Source organism: Enterobacter sp. YSU (genome assembly GCF_016082135.1).
Taxonomy (GTDB): domain Bacteria; phylum Pseudomonadota; class Gammaproteobacteria; order Enterobacterales; family Enterobacteriaceae; genus Enterobacter; species Enterobacter hormaechei_C.
Genome location: NZ_CP059487.1, coordinates 1,986,723 through 2,002,808, shown reverse-complemented (window position 1 = coordinate 2,002,808; position 16,086 = coordinate 1,986,723). Strand labels below are relative to the sequence as shown.

Genomic DNA, 16,086 nt, shown 5'->3' with positions numbered 1-16,086 from the left:
GATGATTTACCTTTCTGCCGTTGGCATGGTCAACGCGCTCGGCAACTCGGCTGATGAAATAGCGGCGAACCTGATCGCTGGTGTGGCCCCCGGGATGCGCCAGCGTGCGGGCTGGCTACAGGGCTTACCCGAGGCCGTGCTGGGGGGCGTGGAGGGTGAACTTCCCCCTGTCCCCGAGTCTTTTTCTGCGCATCGCAGCCGCAACAACCAGCTGCTGCTGGCGGCGCTGGCGCAAATCCGGCCCGCCGTCGATGCGGCCATTGCGCGCGTGGGGCGCGACCGCGTGGCGGTTGTGCTGGGCACCAGCACCTCCGGGCTGGACGAGGGTGATGAGTACGTGCGCCGCGCGCAGAACGGCGAGAGCAGCCCGCAGTGGCAATATCCGCAGCAGGAGCTGGGCGATCCGTCGCGCTTTCTCGCCCGCTGGCTTGCGCTGGACGGCCCGGCGTATACCATCTCAACCGCCTGCTCCTCCAGCGCGCGGGCGATCGTCAGCGGTCGTCGCCTGATTGACGCCGGGCTGGTGGACATCGCCATCGTCGGCGGGGCCGACAGCCTGAGCCGCATGCCGGTCAACGGCTTCAACAGCCTGGAGTCCTTCTCCCCAACCCTGTGCGAACCGTTTGGCCGCCACCGTCGGGGGATCACCATTGGCGAAGCGGCGGCACTGATGGTGCTGACCCGCGAGCCGGGCGAGGTTGCGCTCCTGGGCGCGGGGGAATCCAGCGATGCGTACCATATTTCCGCCCCGCATCCGCAGGGCGAAGGGGCGATCCGCGCCATCAACCAGGCGCTGAACGAGGCGGGCATGACGGCGGCGGACGTCGGTTATATCAACCTGCACGGCACCGCCACGCCGCTGAACGATCGCATTGAGGCGCAGGTGATCCACGATCTCTTTGGCGACCGCGTGCCGTGCAGCTCCACGAAACATCTTACCGGCCACACGCTGGGCGCAGCGGGGATCACCGAGGCCGCCCTGAGCTGGCTGATCCTGACCCGAGACCTGCCGCTGCCGCCGCAGGATTTTTCCCGCTACGCGCCAGACGACACCCTGCCCGCCTTCGGCCTGCTGCACCAGAGCGCACCGCTGAATAAACCGGCGATCCTGTCAAACTCCTTTGCGTTTGGCGGCAACAACGCCAGCCTTCTGCTGGGGAGGGTATGATGCGCTACTTACCTCCCGGGGATTATCTTCCTCACGACACGCCGATGCTGCTGCTTGAGAGCGTGGAAAACGTCACCGATGACCGCGCCGTTTGCAGCGTGACGGTGAACGATCGGGGCGTTCTGGCTCCGTTCCTGGACGCGGACGGCAACCTGCCTGGCTGGTTTGCGCTGGAGCTGATGGCCCAGACCGTGGGCGTCTGGTCTGAATGGCACCGGATGCAAAAAGGGCTGCCGCACTGTGCGCTGGGCATGGTGCTGGGCGCGCGCGAGCTGGTGTGCGACGCAGGGCATTTTGCCGCAGGCTGCACGCTGACCATCACCATCGAACGTCTGATGCAGGATGAACGCTTTGGCAGCTTCGAGTGCGCCATTCATGCGGATAATGTCTCCCTCGCCACGGGCCGCGTGAACACCTTCCAGCCGAGCGAGGATGAATTAACCACACTTTTCAACCAGGGAACACCATCATGAGATCCGTACTGGTCACTGGCGCCAGCAAAGGCATTGGCCGCGCTATCGCCCTTCAGCTTGCGGCGGACGGTTTCACCGTCGGCGTGCATTACCATCGTGATGAAGCGGGCGCGCAGGAGACGCTGGAAGCGATTGTCCAGGCAGGCGGCGCGGGCCGTTTACTCACCTTCGACGTGGGCAACCGCGAGCAGTGCCGCACGGTGCTGGAACAGGAGATCGCTGACCACGGCGCGTGGTATGGCGTGGTCAGTAACGCCGGTATTACCCGCGACGGTGCTTTTCCGGCGCTCAGCGACGATGACTGGGACAGCGTGATCCACACCAATCTCGACAGTTTTTATAACGTCATTCATCCCTGCATTATGCCGATGATCGGCACCCGCAAGGGCGGGCGGATCATCACCCTGTCGTCGGTGTCAGGCATTATGGGCAACCGTGGGCAGGTGAACTACAGCGCGGCGAAAGCCGGGATCATCGGCGCCACCAAAGCGCTCGCCACCGAGCTGGCAAAACGCAAAATCACCGTCAACTGCATCGCGCCGGGGCTGATCGATACCGGCATGATCGAGATGGACGAAGCCGCGCTGCACGCGGCGATGTCGATGATCCCGATGCAGCGTATGGGCCAGGCTGAGGAGGTCGCCGGGCTGGCGAGTTACCTGATGTCGGATAAAGCAGGCTATGTGACGCGTCAGGTGATTTCGATTAACGGAGGCATGCTATGACCCGCCGGGTAGTGATTACGGGCATGGGCGGCGTCACCGCGTTCGGCGAGGACTGGCCGACCATCTCGCGCCGTCTGCGCGAGTATGAAAATGCGGTGCGTACCATGACGGAGTGGCAGGCGTATGACGGCCTGCAAACCCTGCTCGCCGCGCCGATTGAAGACTTCACTCTCCCCGCTCACTATACCCGTAAGCGCATTCGCGCCATGGGCCGGGTGTCGCTGCTCTCTACCCGCGCCACCGAGCTGGCGCTGGAGCAGGCGGGACTGATCGACGACGCGGTGCTGACCAACGGTCAGACCGGCATCGCCTACGGCTCGTCGACCGGCAGCACCGGGCCGGTCAGCGAGTTTGCCTCTATGCTCACCGAAAAGCACACCCACAACATCACCGGCACCACCTACGTGCAGATGATGCCGCACACCACGGCGGTGAATACCGGGCTGTTCTTTGGCCTGCGCGGACGGGTGATCCCCACCTCGAGCGCCTGTACCTCTGGCAGCCAGGCGATTGGCTACGCCTGGGAAGCGATTCGTCACGGCTACCAGACGGTGATGGTGGCAGGCGGCGCGGAAGAGCTGTGCCCGTCGGAAGCGGCGGTTTTCGATACCCTGTTTGCCACCAGCCAGCGTAACGACGCGCCAAAAACCACGCCGTCGCCGTTTGACGTTCAGCGCGATGGTCTGGTGATTGGCGAAGGGGCGGGCACGCTGGTGCTGGAAGCGCTGGATCACGCCAGAGCGCGCGGGGCGACAATCTATGGCGAGATCGTGGGCTTTGCCACCAACTGCGATGCGGCGCACATCACCCAGCCCCAGCGTGAAACCATGCAGGTGTGTATGGCGCAGTCGCTGGCGATGGCGGGCCTTGGCCCTCAGGAGATTGGCTACATTTCTGCCCACGGCACGGCAACCGATCGCGGGGACATCGCCGAGAGTCAGGCGACCGCCGCCATTTTCGGCGACAGCGTGCCCATCTCATCCTTAAAGAGTTATTTCGGCCATACCCTGGGTGCCTGCGGCGCACTGGAAGCCTTGCTGAGTCTGCACATGATGCGGGAGGGCTGGTTCACGCCAACGCTCAATTTAAGACAACCGGATGAGCAATGCGGCGCTTTAGATTATATTATGGGGGAAACCCGCCCGATTGATTGCGAATTTATTCAGAGCAATAACTTTGCCTTTGGCGGCATCAATACCTCGATAATCATTAAACGCTGGGCGTAACTATGTACCAGTTTGTACTGGGAAAGATCTCCACCCTTAGCGCGGACCCGCTGGCGTCAACGCTCGCAGACATGGCACCTCAGGGTGCACGACACGCTTCCTGGCTTGCAGGCCGGACGCTGCTCGCCAGAACCTTATCCCCCTCACCGCTTCCCGAGATAATTTACGGCGAGCAGGGAAAACCGGCCTTCGCTAACGGCCATCCTCTGTGGTTTAACCTGAGCCACAGCGGGGACGACATTGCCCTGCTGATGAGCGATGAAGGTGAAGTGGGCTGCGATATCGAAGTGATCCGCCCGCGGGAAAACTGGCAGGCGCTGGCGAATGCCGTTTTCAGCCTCACCGAACATGACGAGCTGGAACGTGAAGCGCCGGAAGAGCAGCTTTCCGCATTCTGGCGCATCTGGACGCGCAAAGAGGCGATCGTCAAACAGCGTGGCGGCAGCGCGTGGCAGATTGTCAGTATTGACAGCACCGCCCAGCCCCTCCCGGTCAGTCAGCTACGCTTCGGCTCGCTGAGCCTGGCGGTCTGTACCCCTACGCCTTTCACCTTAACGGCGGAAGCGGTTACTTACTCCGGTATTTCTGCGGCATAAAAATGACCAGCACGCCGAGTATAATCAAGCCGACGCCCGCCAGCCCGCGCCAGGAAAAGTGTTCTCCCCAGCCGGGCAGTAAAATTGCAGCACTCCACACCAGGATGTAACTGAGGCTAAGCAAGGCATACGCTTTGCTGAGCGCCATACGATGCAATGCCAGATACCAGCAGCCCATTGAGGCGCAATAGCCTGTCAGCCCCAGCATCAGCGCGCCCGTACCGGGGGCTATATGCCAGAGGGCTGCCCAGAAAGCGTCGCCCATCGGGGGCAGCGTTAACATCGCATGACGCAGCAGCAGCTGCGCCACGCTGACTAACACTACGCTGCATAACGCCCAACACGCACCGTTCACAGGCTTCCTCCCAGCAAAATAACCCCGACGATAATCAACCCGACGCCCAGCCAGTGACGTAGCGGGACAGGCTCATGCCAGACGATTTTTGCCGCCAGCGTTACCCAGACAAAGTTAAGGCTCAGCATGGGGTACGCCACCCCGACGGGCAGATGCTGCAATACCACCAGCCAGGCAACCATCCCGCCACCCAGCATCAGAAGGGCCAGCCCAAGCCACAGGGCGACCTGCTGACCGCCGCCAGCCCGGGTCGCCTGTTTCTGGCACAGTTGACCTGCGCAGCTCAACAGGCTTGCCAGCACCAGCCAGATCCAGGCCATCACTGCGGCAGATATTGCAGGTAAGCCAGACGCCCCTGAATCGTCAGGTTGTCCGGTTTTGGCAGCCCGGCGCGGGCCAGGTCGTCGTTTTTCGACAGCAGGATCACCAGCGACACCGGTCCCTGCTGACGATGCGCTTCAAGCCAGTGCGCGATATCATCTTTGCTCACAAAACGCCCCTTAGCGTCCGGATAATCCAGACCGTATTTCAGCTCACCGCTCTGCCCATACAAAATGATGTCATTACGCTGAAGCTCCCACGCCAGCCCGGAGGCTATACCAACGTTGTTCGCCAGGACGAATTTACTCATCTGCAATGGCTCGCGAACGGAATCCACCAGCGACTGCGGCTGTTTGGAATCCACTACCCGGTCCGGGATCGCAAAACCCACCAGCAGGGCCAGCCCGGCAGGGCAAAGCGCCGCCAGCCACCAGCGCTGCGGATTTTTAAGGGTAAACCAGCCCACCGAGGCCCAGACCAGAAACGCCACCACGGCACAGAAGACTTTGTACAATTCGACCGGTGTCCAGACCGGATGTTTAGCAAGCCCCCATGGCGATACCACCAGCGCCGCCAGCATGCCAAGCACGCCAAACGCGATATTGATCCCACCGTTAATACGTAACGCTTTTTCGGCGACGGTGCAGGCGTAGCGCGCCATCAGGATCGCCAGCGGCGCAAAGCACGGCAGGATATAGGTCGGCAGCTTGCCTTTGGCGATGCTGAAGAACAGCAGCGGCATCACTATCCAGCCCAGCAGATAAAGCCCCGCCCTCTCGTTTTCTCTGTCTCGCCATCCCAGGCGTAGCGCGCCCGGCAGCATCGCCAGCCACGGCAGACTTCCCGCGATGAGGAACGGCAGATAGTACCAGAACGGCGCTTTATGCTGGGCATCGCTCCGGGCAAAGCGCTGGATATGCTCCACCCAGAAGAAGTAACGCCAGAAATCGGGTTCACGCTGAGCGATTGCCAGCCCCCAGGGCAGGACGATAAGTACGCAGCTGAGGATCGCCAGCCAGCCGAAAACCAGCACCTCCTTCCAGCGTCGTTGCGCAATCACCCACGGCAGCACGCCAATCACCGGTACCGCCAGCGCCAGGAAGCCTTTGGTCATGACGCCCATGCCGCAGGCCAGCCCCAGCAGAATGTAGCCCCCCGCTTTTCCGGCTATCGTTTTCGCCTGCGAAGCCAGCCAGAAGCTGCACATAGCCGCCACCAGCCAGAGGGTGATAATGGGATCCAGCACGGCGTAGGTGCCGATGCCATAGACCAGGAACAGGGTTAAGAAGATCAGGCCGGAGAAGATCGCCACCCGCTTATCCTGCCAGAGACGCCAGGCCAGCCAGATCACCAGCAGCGCCGTCAGCCCGGTGCAGAATATCGCCCCCGCGCGAACGGCAAAATTGGTGTGTCCAAATAGCCATTGCCCGATGCTGTTCACCCAGTAACCGGCAATGGGTTTTTCAAAGTAACGCAGCCCGAGGAAATGCGGGACCACCCAATCGCCGGAGGCCAGCATTTCGCGGCTGATTTCCGCATAGCGCGTTTCATCAGGCTGCCATAACAGGCGAAGGTTGACCGGAAGGAGGTAGTAAACGACAAACAGGGCGAGAAGCATCAGGCCATAGCGGACTGTTTTCATAGTGCCGGGCTCACGGTTTGTTGATAGCCAAGCCAGCCTTCCCGGCCAGCCATTTCACGACGGACGATTTTTCCCAGGGGCAGCGTGCCAGGATCGTCCGGCAACAGCTGGCTTAACGGGCAGAACTGAATGCCCTCCTGCGCCGCCAGCGCAAGCAACGCGTCAAAATCCTGCTGATACGCAATGCCTTCCACTTCGGCATGGATGGTATAAACCGGCGTACCGGCATCGCGGTGCATCGCATCCAGAATGTAACGGTTAAACCTGTCGGCACTCACCTCGCGCCCGACCACTTCATCCCACGTCGGAAGAGTGACCGGAATCTGCACCGTGCCGGTTCGGTTTTCCCCCAGCAGCGGTAAAAACGGTCCGGTGCCCCGGCAATCGCTGTTGTAGCGAAAGGCAAAGTGTTCTTTGGCCTTCACCACGCGCTGGTCGGCCCGCCATCCCGCCACGGCGGAACAGCGCACAGGCTGGCCGGTAATGGCTTCCAGCTCCAGCACGCCGCGCTCAACCTCACGCGCCAGGCGGGGGATATCCCACACGCCCGCCCAGGCCTGCCAGGCATGGTGATCCCAGGCGTGCAGCCCCACTTCATGATGCTGCGCGGCCTTGCAGATGATCGCTTCATTTTCCGCGCCGATGCGCCTGCCGGGCCATGCGGTTCCGGCCAGCAGGATATCCCAGCCGTAGAGCGATGCCGCGCGCGAGCGCAGCATTTTGAACAGAAAGGCCGGTTTAACCAGGCGCCACAGGTGACGCCCCATGTTGTCTGGCCCGACGCTGAAGAAAATGCTGGCACGCACGTCGTGCTTGCTCAGCAACTCCAGCAGCCGCGGCACACCCTCGCGCGTGCCGCGAAAGGTGTCGACGTCAATGCGTAAACCGACCTTTTTCATGATGCCTGTTCCGACAGCTCCACGGTGCGCAGGAAGAAGTCGAGCGTTTCATCAATGGTCTGCTCCATCTTCACCGTCGGCGTCCAGTTCAGGCAGCGCTTCGCATTGCGGATGCTCGGCTTGCGGTGCTCAACGTCCTGATAACCCTTGCCGTAGTAGCTGCTGCTCTCCACTTCGCGGAAACCGGCAAACGGCGGGAACTGGCTGCGCAGCGGGTGACGTTCAAAGCTTGCCAGCAGCATTTCCGCCAGCTCGCGGATGCTCGCTTCGTTGTCCGGGTTACCGATGTTGATGATCTCTCCGTTACAGCGGCCGTCTTTGTTTTCGATGATGCGGAACAGCGCTTCAATACCGTCGCTGATATCGGTGAAGCAACGTTTCTGTTTGCCACCTTCAATCAGCTTAATGGGCGAACCTTCCACCAGGTTGAGGATCAGCTGGGTGATGGCGCGGGAGCTGCCGATACGCGCGGCGTTCAGGTTGTCCAGGCGCGGCCCCATCCAGTTAAACGGACGGAACAGGGTAAAGCGTAGCCCCTCTTTCTCGCCGTAGGCCCAAATCACGCGATCCAGCAGCTGCTTGGAGACGGAGTAGATCCAGCGCTGCTTGTTAATCGGCCCGACCACCAGACTGGAGGTGTCTTCATCGAAGTTATTGTCGGTACACATGCCGTACACTTCCGACGTCGACGGGAAGATGATGCGCTTATCGTATTTCACGCAGTCGCGGATAATCTTCAGGTTCTCTTCGAAATCGAGTTCGAACACGCGCAGCGGGTTACGGGTGTATTCAATCGGGGTGGCAATCGCCACCAGCGGCAGCACCACGTCACATTTTTTGATGTGGTACTCGATCCATTCGGAATGGATGCTGATGTCCCCTTCAACGAAGTGGAAACGGGGATTAGTGAGGAATCGACCGATCGCATCGGATCCGATATCGAGACCGTAGATCTCGTAATTGTCGTCTTCCAGCAGCCGTTCGGTCAGATGGTTACCGATAAACCCGTTTACGCCGAGGATTAAGACGCGCGTGCGGCGTTTGATCGCCACCACCGGCGCGCTGGTGATCAGCGCCCCCGCCACCAGCCCCAGAGACTGCGCCAGCTGCGCCCCCTGCACGTACAGCCCGTTATCCGTTTGTCCGGTGACGATCTCCAGCGCCTGCTCGCCGCAGCTCACAATCAGCGGAGAGACGGAGACGACGGTGCCCAGTTTTGCCGCCGGAATGTCCTCACGCACGCGGGATTTCCAGACGATAAATTTACTGACCCCGGCGAAGCTGTACGCGCCCGGCCACGGGTCGGTCACGGCGCGCACCAGGTTATGCAGCTGACGCGCCGGTTTCGCCCAGTCCAGTCGCCCGTCCTCCGGCGTGCGGCGACCAAAACTGCTTGCCTTGCTTTCGTCCTGCGCGGTTTCGGTAAAAGTCCCCTGACGGATCGTCGGCAGCGCGTCGCGAAGCAGGCTTTGCGCGGCGATGCAGAGCTTGTGGTGCAGCTCCAGCGCCGTTTCATCAGCGCCAATGCCCACTTTCAGCTGTGCCACGATACCGCCCGCATCGGCACGGCGTACCATTTTGTGCAGCGTTACGCCGGTTTCCATTTCACCGTTAACCAGCGCCCAGTTCAGCGGCGCACGGCCACGGTAGGCAGGCAGCAGCGAGCCGTGCAGGTTAAATGCGCCTTTTGTCGCCACGCTCAGGATGTCGTCGCAAAGCAGATTGCGGTAGTAGAAAGAGAAAATCACGTCCGGCGCAAGCTTCTGAATACGATCCACCCACAGCGGATGGTTCACATCGTCCGGGGCGTAAACCGGAATACCGTGTTCAGCCGCAATACGCGCCACCGAGCCGAAGAAGTGGTTTTCCCCGGCAACATCCGGATGGGTGAAGATGGCGGTAATGTCGAAGCCTGCGTCCAGCAAGGCTTGCGTGCCCGTGCAACCCATATCGTGATAGGCAAAGACGACGGTTTTCATGGGTGGTTTTCCTCTTGAGATGCCAGGTGCTCCTGACGGACAACACGTTGAATAAAATAGCGCGGACGCGCGCGAACATCGTTGTAAATACGGCCAATGTACTCACCCAGCAGACCCATACCGATGAACTGGGCGCCAATGAACGTGAACAGCACGGCAAACAGCATAAAGACCCCTTCCGCCGCCCACTGGGGACCAAAGACCAGCCGCAGAACGACCAGCAGAACGGAAAGCGCAAACCCGGCCAGCGCGATAACGCTGCCGAACACGCTCAGCAAGCGCAGCGGCGTGGTGGTCAGGCAGGTGATGAGGTCGTACATCAGGTTGATCAGACGCATAAAGCTGTACTTTGACTCCCCGTGCTCGCGCTCGGCGTGCAGCACCGGGATCTCCGTCGCTTTACGGGCAAAGGTGTTCGCCAGAATCGGAATGAAGGTGCTGCGCTCATGGCAGTGCAGCATGGCGTCGACGATGTGGCGGCGATAGGCGCGCAGCATGCAGCCGTAGTCGCCCATCGCTTTACCGGTGGTGCGCTGGATCAGACGGTTGATGGTGCGAGACGCCAGCTTACGGAACAGGCTGTCCTGGCGGTTTTGCCGCACGGTGCCGACCACGTCGTAGCCTTCGTCGGCTTTGGCGACCAGACGCGGGATCTCTTCCGGCGGGTTTTGCAGATCAGCATCCAGGGTAATCACCAGATCGCCCGTAACGTGGCTGAACCCGGCCATAATTGCCGAGTGCTGGCCGTAGTTACGGTTGAGCAGTACGGCAACAATGTGGCTGCCCTCCGCCTGCGCGGCGTCGGTCAGCATCCGCGCGGAATTGTCGCTGCTGCCGTCGTCCACCAGCAGAATTTCATAAGCTTTGCCGAGCGTCTCGCAGGCGGCAGTCGTGCGGCGGATCAGTTCCGGCAGGCTCTCCTGCTCGTTATAGACCGGGATCACCACGGAAACTTTTTGTACAGGCGGCGCACTGAACATATCAATGTCCTGCAAGCTGATGGAGCGCGGTAATGACGCGGGTTGTGTCGTCATGGGTCATGTCCGGGAAAAGGGGGAGAGAACAAATGCACGCGCTGTTCCATTCAGAGTTCGGAAGCGACACATCAGGGAAACGCTCGCGGTAGTATTTTTGCGTATGTGCCGCACGGAAATGCAGGCCCGTACCGATGCCCTGCTCCTTCAGCGCGGCCATCAGGGCATCGCGCGAGAGGCCGCACCGGGCCTCATCCACGCGAATTATAAACAGGTGCCAGGCGTGCAGATGCGGCCATGACGGAATGCACAGCGGCTGGAAAGGGGTATCCGAGAGTTCAAGCAGGTAGCGGTCGGCAATGTCGCGACGGCGCCTGTTGGCTTCGCCCAGCTTGCCGAGCTGCACCAGCGCCAGCGCGGCGTTGATATCCGCGAGGTTGTATTTAAAACCCGGGGTGATGACCTCGGCCTGCGGCGCGCGGCCATGGGTCTGGCGGTCATAGGCATCAACGCCCAGACCGTGGAATTTCAGGCTACGGATGTTTTGCGCCAGCTGCTCGTCATCCGTCACCACCAGCCCACCTTCGGCGCAGGTCATGTTTTTGATGGCGTGGAAGGAGAATATTGCGGTGCCCCGCCAGCCTACATGACGGCTGTGGTAGTACGTTCCGGCGGCATGGGCCGCGTCTTCAATGACAGGAATACCGTGACGTTCACCGACGGCGCGGATGGCGTCAATATCGCACGGCGCACCCGCATAATGAACCGGCACAATGGCTTTGGTGCGAGGCGTAACGGCGGCGTCGACCGCTTCAGGCGTCACCATCAGCGTGTCTCTGTCGACGTCGATCATCACCGGTATGGCACCCAGCAGCACGATCATATTCAGCGTCGATACCCAGGTCAGGGAGGGCGTAATCACCTCATCGCCGGGACCAATCCCCATCGCCATCAGGGTGACGTGCATCCCCGCCGTGGCAGAGGAGACGGCAATCGCATGACGGTTTCCCGTCAGCGTACAGAACGCCTCTTCAAGCATCTGATTTTTCGGCCCGGTGGTGATCCAGCCGGAGGTTACTACCTCCTGTACCGCGGCGATTTCCTCCGCGCCCATTGAGGGCCGGGAAAAAGGCAAAAAATCACGCATTATTAATTTCCTTGAGTTATGCATGGCAACTTTTTGATATTAACCAAATGCCGATGCGTTTATTTCAACGAACCATAAACTCATCTCAAGGTAACGTTCATTTCTTAGGGAAAAATTAAGATGGTGATAAAAAGGAGGAGTGAATTGATATAAACTTATTATTAAACAATAGGTTAAGTAATTATGAATTATTTATTATGTGATTCCGCTCACCGTATTAAAGTCAATTATCTAAACCAAACATCAACAAATAAAAAAATCCCCGACCATTTCCAATAAATATGAAATGAGTCGGGAACTTTTCTTTTTAGTTAATTGTCGCGCTTATTTTAAATTATCAGGAAAGTTTTTTGGCAACTCGCTGGCCGCGCACGCAATAACGCTGTCGTCATTCGCACCGCAGTCGCGCACGAAGGTGATGGTGGCAAATTCATCAATCACTTCGGTTGGATACGCTGGCCCGGCATCACGGTAGCTATTCATCAGTGGAATGTGATCGTTCTGGAAGCAGACGGTTTTTTCCGGATTATTCATGACCCAGCGCGGGAAGAAGATGGTGCCGTGGAACAGGCTGTCTCCCAGGTTCACGATCAGGCTCACGTCGGTACCGGTTGGCTCCGTCCAGGAAATTTTATAGATGCTCTCCCCAACGCGAACAATGTAGGCCTGCTGATCTTTCACCCAACGGTTGCCCACCAGACCGCTGTGAATACGGTAGTCCAGGGTGTTTTCGTTTTTAACGTAAATTTCGTAGTTCCAGCCATTATCGTAGGTATATACAAGATGTTTGCCGACAAAGCCGCTTAAATCATGTTTATCGAAGGTGCTCATACGATGTCTCCTTTGTTTTGATGAGACGATCGTACCCCTTCAAAAAATGAATGAATAACGCTATGTTTGAATCAAATTCATCCAAAATTTAGATTAATTATGCACAAGACGACGCTCGAACAGTGGGCCTTGCTGGAGAGAGTCATCGAGGCTGGCAGCTTCGCTAAGGCGGCGGAAGAGACCCACCGCAGCCAGTCCTCGGTCAGCTATAACCTGTCGCTGTTGCAGGAGCGGCTGGGCGTGGCGCTCCTGATGACAGAGGGACGGCGTGCCGTGCTGACACCGGCGGGTGAGCTGTTGCTGAATCAGGTTAAACCGCTGCTGAAAGCCTTCGCCTATGTTGAAACGCGCGCTGCGACCCTGCGCAGCGGGATGCGAACCCGTATCGACCTGATGGTAGACAGTATTTTTCCGCGCAGCCGGCTGTTCGCGATTTTGCGCCAGTTTCAGCAGCTGTACCCGCAAACGCAGGTGCGGCTTACCGAGGTGCTGGAAAACAGCCGCGCGGATGCGCTCAATGATGAAGCCGACGTGATGGTCTTAACCCGCCGCCAGGACATTACCGGCCTGGGCGAATGGCTGATGAATATCGATTTTGTTGCCGTCGCGCATCACGCTCACCCGCTGTTTGCGCTGGATACACCGCTTAACGACGAGATGCTACGACCGTGGCCGCGCATTCAGATCGCAGACAGCCAGCCCACCGCTCACCCTACCGGGGAGTCGTGGACCTTCTCCACCATCGATGCCGCGATCGAAGCGGTGATGTATCAGGTTGGATACGGCTGGTTACCGGAAGAACGCATTCAGACCCCGCTCCAGCAGGGCATCCTTAAAACGCTGCCGCTCAGCCACGGCGTACGTCGCGCCACGCCGCTGCACCTCATCGTCAAACGCTCCCTCAGCCCGCTGGACGAGCAGGTTGAAACGCTGTTGCGCCTTTTTAAACAGGAGCCGTCATCGTCAAGTGCTACGCTTTAAGTTTTGAACCATAAGATGACAAGGAGCGAATGATGAAAATTGATTTAACGGGGAAAGTAGCGCTGGTGACCGCGTCCACCGGCGGTATTGGGTTTGCCATCGCCCGCGGGCTGGCGGAGAGCGGTGCGGAAGTGATCGTGAACGGGCGCAGCGTCGACTCGGTGAACAAAGGCATTCAGGCGCTACAGCAGGTGGTGCCGGGCGTACAGGTCCGTGCCGCCATAGCCGATCTGAGCTCGCAGGAGGGCGTTGACGAACTGCTCAGGGTTGCCACGCACGTCGATATTCTGGTGAATAACGCCGGGATCTATGGCCAGCAGGATTTTTATTCCACCGACGACGAGACCTGGGAACGCTACTGGCAGACCAACGTGATGTCCGGCGTGCGCCTCTCCCGTGCCCTGCTGCCAGGCATGGTACAAAAGGGCTGGGGTCGGGTAGTGTTTATCTCGTCAGAATCGGCCTGCAATATTCCTGCGGATATGATCCACTATGGCGTGACAAAAACCGCCCAGCTCTCGCTGGCGCGCGGTCTGGCGAAGTTCGTGGCAGGCAGCGGCGTGACGGTGAACAGCGTGCTGCCGGGCCCGACAATGTCGGACGGTTTTGCCGCGATGATGAAAGACGAGATCGAAAGAACCGGTAAATCGCTGGAACAGCTGGCGAAAGAGTTCGTGATGGCAAATCGCCCCAGCTCGGTGATCCAGCGCGCCGCCACGGTGGAAGAAGTGGCAAATATGGTGGTATATGTCTGTTCCATGCAGGCCTCCGCGACTTCCGGCGCGGCGCTGCGCGTTGACGGCGGCGTGGTGGATGACATTGTTTGACCCGTCAGGCCACAGGTTCAGGAAAAAATGCGACCTGATATAAGGACTGTGAAGGTAAAGCAGGTAAACTAGTGAACAGAATGTGTATTTCAGCTAAGACGTATTTATGACCAATATGATTGCCGACGAAGCCGTGGCGAAGTCCAGCGTGCTCTCTGTCTTTGACTTTGATGGTACGTTGACGCACCACGACAGTTTTATCCCGTTCCTGCGCTTTGCCTTTGGCAAGCGCTACTTTGCTGGCCGACTGGTGCGCATGGCCCTGCCTACGCTGCACTGTGTGCGCCGCAAGCTGACGCGAGATGAGCTGAAAGAGGTGTTGATCAAAACCTTCCTGACGGGGGTGGATGAGCACTGGTTACGTCAGCAGGCGGAAGCCTTCTGTGAAAAATACTGGAACAAGCTGATGCGCCCGGAAGGTGTGCTGGCCGTCGCCAACGAGGTCAATTCCGGTGCGGAAGTGACGATTTGCTCTGCTTCCCCGGCGCTGGTATTGCAGCCGTGGGCCGATAAGCTCGGCATTAAGCTGATTGGCACGCAGCTGGAAGTGAAAGACGGCAAGCTGACCGGGCGGATCACCGGCCACAACTGCCGTTGTGCCCAGAAGGTGGCGAGGCTGGAGAAGGTGTATGGGGATTTGAACGCGTATCACCTGCGCGCCTGGGGCGACACGCGTGGCGACCACGAGTTGCTGGCGGCGGCGCAGGATCCACACTGGCGGCATTTTCATCATCCGAGCAAGCGCCGAAATTCACCAATTAAGGGTTAGGTGCGGCCCGGAGCCCTCACCCCGGCCCTCTCCCACAGGGAGAGGGAGAAAAGCGGTACATCAGGCCTCACGTTTTCCCGGGAACATCACGCTCGCAATAATCCCCAGCGCCAGTACCCCCAGCACCACAAACAGGCTTGCCGTGGCGCCGATGTTATAACCGTGATGCCAGAAGTGGTCGGTCGCATTCAGCCCCAGCTTGAACGCCACGAAGAACAGCAGTAACACCACCGCTTTCTCCAGATGCACCAGATACTGCTTCAGCGCTTCCAGCACGAAGTAGAGGGTACGCAGGCCGAGGATCGCGAACATCATTGCGCTGTAGATAATCAGCGGCTCACGGCTGACGGCAATGATTGCGGGTACGGAATCGAAGGCGAACATCACGTCGGACAGCTCCACCACCGCGACGCAGAGCAGCAGCGGCGTCGCGTAGCGCTTCGCCTTCTTCACGCGGCCTACCATCACATCCTTGTTTTCAGGTTTCTCCAGTTCGGCATCCACCTCTTTCTGGGTCAGGATAAACGCATGGCTGCTGATTTTTGGCCACACCGGGTAGAAGCGTTTCACCAGGCGGTACGCCAGATGGTTGGAGTAATCTTCTACTTCATCGCTCTCTTCACTGCGTTTCAGCATCATCACCGCCGTCCAGCCGACGACCAGCGCAAAAATGACCTCAACATACGGTCCCAGGCTCAGCAGGCTGGTGCCAATGGCAACAAAAATACCACGGAACACAATCGCCCCGAGCACGCCCCAGTAGAGAACGCGGTGACGATATCTATCCGGCACGCCGAACCAGGCGAAGATCGCCATCATCACAAACAGGTTGTCGACGGAGAGCACCTCTTCCAGCGCATAGCCGGTCAGGAACAGACTGGCCATCTCCGCGCCGTGGTGCACGTATAAGAATCCGGCGAAGGCCATCGCCATCATGACCCAGAAGATGGACCACATGACCGCGCTTTTCAGCGAGATCGGTTTATCGTGACGGTGCATGAAGAGGTCGATAAACATCGCCCCAACGGCCATCACCACGAAGACAACAACGGTTTCCGTCGGGAAACCGAGATGAGCAGCAGACATAGACAACCCTTTTAAGAAGACAAAACACCATGCACACAATAAAAAGCGTGGACCCGATAAGGACGCAGCACGCTAAAAAAATAAATA

17 protein-coding genes and 1 pseudogene are annotated in these 16,086 nt (G+C 59.1%); 9 read left to right on the top strand and 9 right to left on the bottom strand.

Annotated features, from left to right (window positions below):
- Nucleotide 1 precedes the first annotated feature (1 nt).
- Genes H2Z33_RS09620 through acpT form a run of 5 tightly spaced genes read left to right on the top strand, consistent with a single transcriptional unit; the run spans nt 2 to nt 4,188 of the window.
- Entirely contained in the window at nt 2-1,168 is a 1,167-nt protein-coding gene (locus H2Z33_RS09620) for a beta-ketoacyl-[acyl-carrier-protein] synthase family protein (RefSeq protein WP_063135396.1), read from the top strand.
- The gene (locus tag H2Z33_RS09615; protein WP_094314641.1) at nt 1,165-1,641 is read left to right on the top strand and encodes a 3-hydroxy-fatty acyl-ACP dehydratase; all 477 of its coding nucleotides are present in this window, start codon (nt 1,165-1,167) and stop codon (nt 1,639-1,641) included. The genes H2Z33_RS09620 and H2Z33_RS09615 overlap by 4 nt, the downstream gene beginning before the upstream one ends.
- Complete coding sequence (locus tag H2Z33_RS09610; RefSeq protein ID WP_026094333.1) at nt 1,635-2,366, top strand: 3-ketoacyl-ACP reductase FabG2; 732 nt, start codon at nt 1,635-1,637, stop codon at nt 2,364-2,366. The genes H2Z33_RS09615 and H2Z33_RS09610 overlap by 7 nt, the downstream gene beginning before the upstream one ends.
- Nucleotides 2,363-3,592 carry a beta-ketoacyl-ACP synthase gene (locus H2Z33_RS09605; RefSeq protein WP_017384107.1) on the top strand — a complete coding sequence of 410 codons (1,230 nt, stop codon included), beginning with the start codon at nt 2,363-2,365 and terminating at the stop codon, nt 3,590-3,592. The genes H2Z33_RS09610 and H2Z33_RS09605 overlap by 4 nt, the downstream gene beginning before the upstream one ends.
- A gap of 2 nt (nt 3,593-3,594) precedes the next feature.
- Entirely contained in the window at nt 3,595-4,188 is a 594-nt protein-coding gene (gene acpT, locus H2Z33_RS09600) for a 4'-phosphopantetheinyl transferase AcpT (RefSeq protein WP_017384106.1), read from the top strand.
- Here acpT and arnF read toward each other — a convergent pair.
- The 8 genes from arnF to H2Z33_RS09560 all read right to left on the bottom strand — a co-directional run bounded on the left by arnF (nt 4,160) and on the right by H2Z33_RS09560 (nt 12,336).
- Entirely contained in the window at nt 4,160-4,543 is a 384-nt protein-coding gene (gene arnF / locus H2Z33_RS09595) for a 4-amino-4-deoxy-L-arabinose-phosphoundecaprenol flippase subunit ArnF (protein WP_032655434.1), read from the bottom strand. The two genes, acpT and arnF, sit on opposite strands and share 29 nt — an antisense overlap.
- Nucleotides 4,540-4,863 carry a 4-amino-4-deoxy-L-arabinose-phosphoundecaprenol flippase subunit ArnE gene (gene arnE / locus H2Z33_RS09590; protein ID WP_015571497.1) on the bottom strand — a complete coding sequence of 108 codons (324 nt, stop codon included), beginning with the start codon at nt 4,861-4,863 and terminating at the stop codon, nt 4,540-4,542. Before arnE ends, arnF begins: the two co-directional genes overlap by 4 nt.
- Nucleotides 4,863-6,506: a lipid IV(A) 4-amino-4-deoxy-L-arabinosyltransferase gene (arnT, locus tag H2Z33_RS09585; protein WP_063135397.1), complete on the bottom strand. Its 1,644-nt coding sequence runs from the start codon at nt 6,504-6,506 to the stop codon at nt 4,863-4,865. The genes arnE and arnT overlap by 1 nt, the downstream gene beginning before the upstream one ends.
- Nucleotides 6,503-7,405: a 4-deoxy-4-formamido-L-arabinose-phosphoundecaprenol deformylase gene (gene arnD / locus H2Z33_RS09580; protein WP_032104187.1), complete on the bottom strand. Its 903-nt coding sequence runs from the start codon at nt 7,403-7,405 to the stop codon at nt 6,503-6,505. The genes arnT and arnD overlap by 4 nt, the downstream gene beginning before the upstream one ends.
- Entirely contained in the window at nt 7,402-9,384 is a 1,983-nt protein-coding gene (gene arnA, locus H2Z33_RS09575; protein ID WP_063135398.1) for a bifunctional UDP-4-amino-4-deoxy-L-arabinose formyltransferase/UDP-glucuronic acid oxidase ArnA, read from the bottom strand. Before arnA ends, arnD begins: the two co-directional genes overlap by 4 nt.
- On the bottom strand, nt 9,381-10,364 hold the full coding sequence (gene arnC, locus H2Z33_RS09570; protein ID WP_017384101.1) for an undecaprenyl-phosphate 4-deoxy-4-formamido-L-arabinose transferase: 984 nt from the start codon (nt 10,362-10,364) through the stop codon (nt 9,381-9,383). The genes arnA and arnC overlap by 4 nt, the downstream gene beginning before the upstream one ends.
- 1 nt (nt 10,365) lies before the next feature.
- Nucleotides 10,366-11,505: a UDP-4-amino-4-deoxy-L-arabinose aminotransferase gene (gene arnB, locus H2Z33_RS09565; protein ID WP_063135399.1), complete on the bottom strand. Its 1,140-nt coding sequence runs from the start codon at nt 11,503-11,505 to the stop codon at nt 10,366-10,368.
- A gap of 324 nt (nt 11,506-11,829) precedes the next feature.
- Nucleotides 11,830-12,336 carry a phenolic acid decarboxylase gene (locus tag H2Z33_RS09560; RefSeq protein WP_017384099.1) on the bottom strand — a complete coding sequence of 169 codons (507 nt, stop codon included), beginning with the start codon at nt 12,334-12,336 and terminating at the stop codon, nt 11,830-11,832.
- Between the two features lie 99 nt (nt 12,337-12,435).
- Between H2Z33_RS09560 and H2Z33_RS09555 the strand changes: the two genes are divergently transcribed.
- The 4 genes and pseudogenes from H2Z33_RS09555 (at nt 12,436) to H2Z33_RS23575 (ending at nt 14,906) form a co-directional block, all read left to right on the top strand.
- Nucleotides 12,436-13,317 (top strand): LysR family transcriptional regulator, encoded by an 882-nt coding sequence (locus H2Z33_RS09555; RefSeq protein ID WP_017693822.1) that lies wholly within the window; start codon nt 12,436-12,438, stop codon nt 13,315-13,317.
- Between the two features lie 32 nt (nt 13,318-13,349).
- Nucleotides 13,350-14,144 carry an SDR family NAD(P)-dependent oxidoreductase gene (locus H2Z33_RS09550; protein WP_032649780.1) on the top strand — a complete coding sequence of 265 codons (795 nt, stop codon included), beginning with the start codon at nt 13,350-13,352 and terminating at the stop codon, nt 14,142-14,144.
- Between the two features lie 106 nt (nt 14,145-14,250).
- A pseudogene (locus tag H2Z33_RS09545) lies at nt 14,251-14,859 on the top strand (HAD family hydrolase); the annotation flags it as partial.
- Complete coding sequence (locus tag H2Z33_RS23575; protein ID WP_223831791.1) at nt 14,859-14,906, top strand: hypothetical protein; 48 nt, start codon at nt 14,859-14,861, stop codon at nt 14,904-14,906. The pseudogene H2Z33_RS09545 and the gene H2Z33_RS23575, both read left to right, overlap by 1 nt.
- Before the next feature lie 67 nt (nt 14,907-14,973).
- On the opposite strand, the gene H2Z33_RS09540 is transcribed toward H2Z33_RS23575, so the two are convergent.
- On the bottom strand, nt 14,974-15,999 hold the full coding sequence (locus tag H2Z33_RS09540) for a TerC/Alx family metal homeostasis membrane protein (RefSeq protein ID WP_063135400.1): 1,026 nt from the start codon (nt 15,997-15,999) through the stop codon (nt 14,974-14,976).
- Nucleotides 16,000-16,086 lie beyond the last annotated feature (87 nt).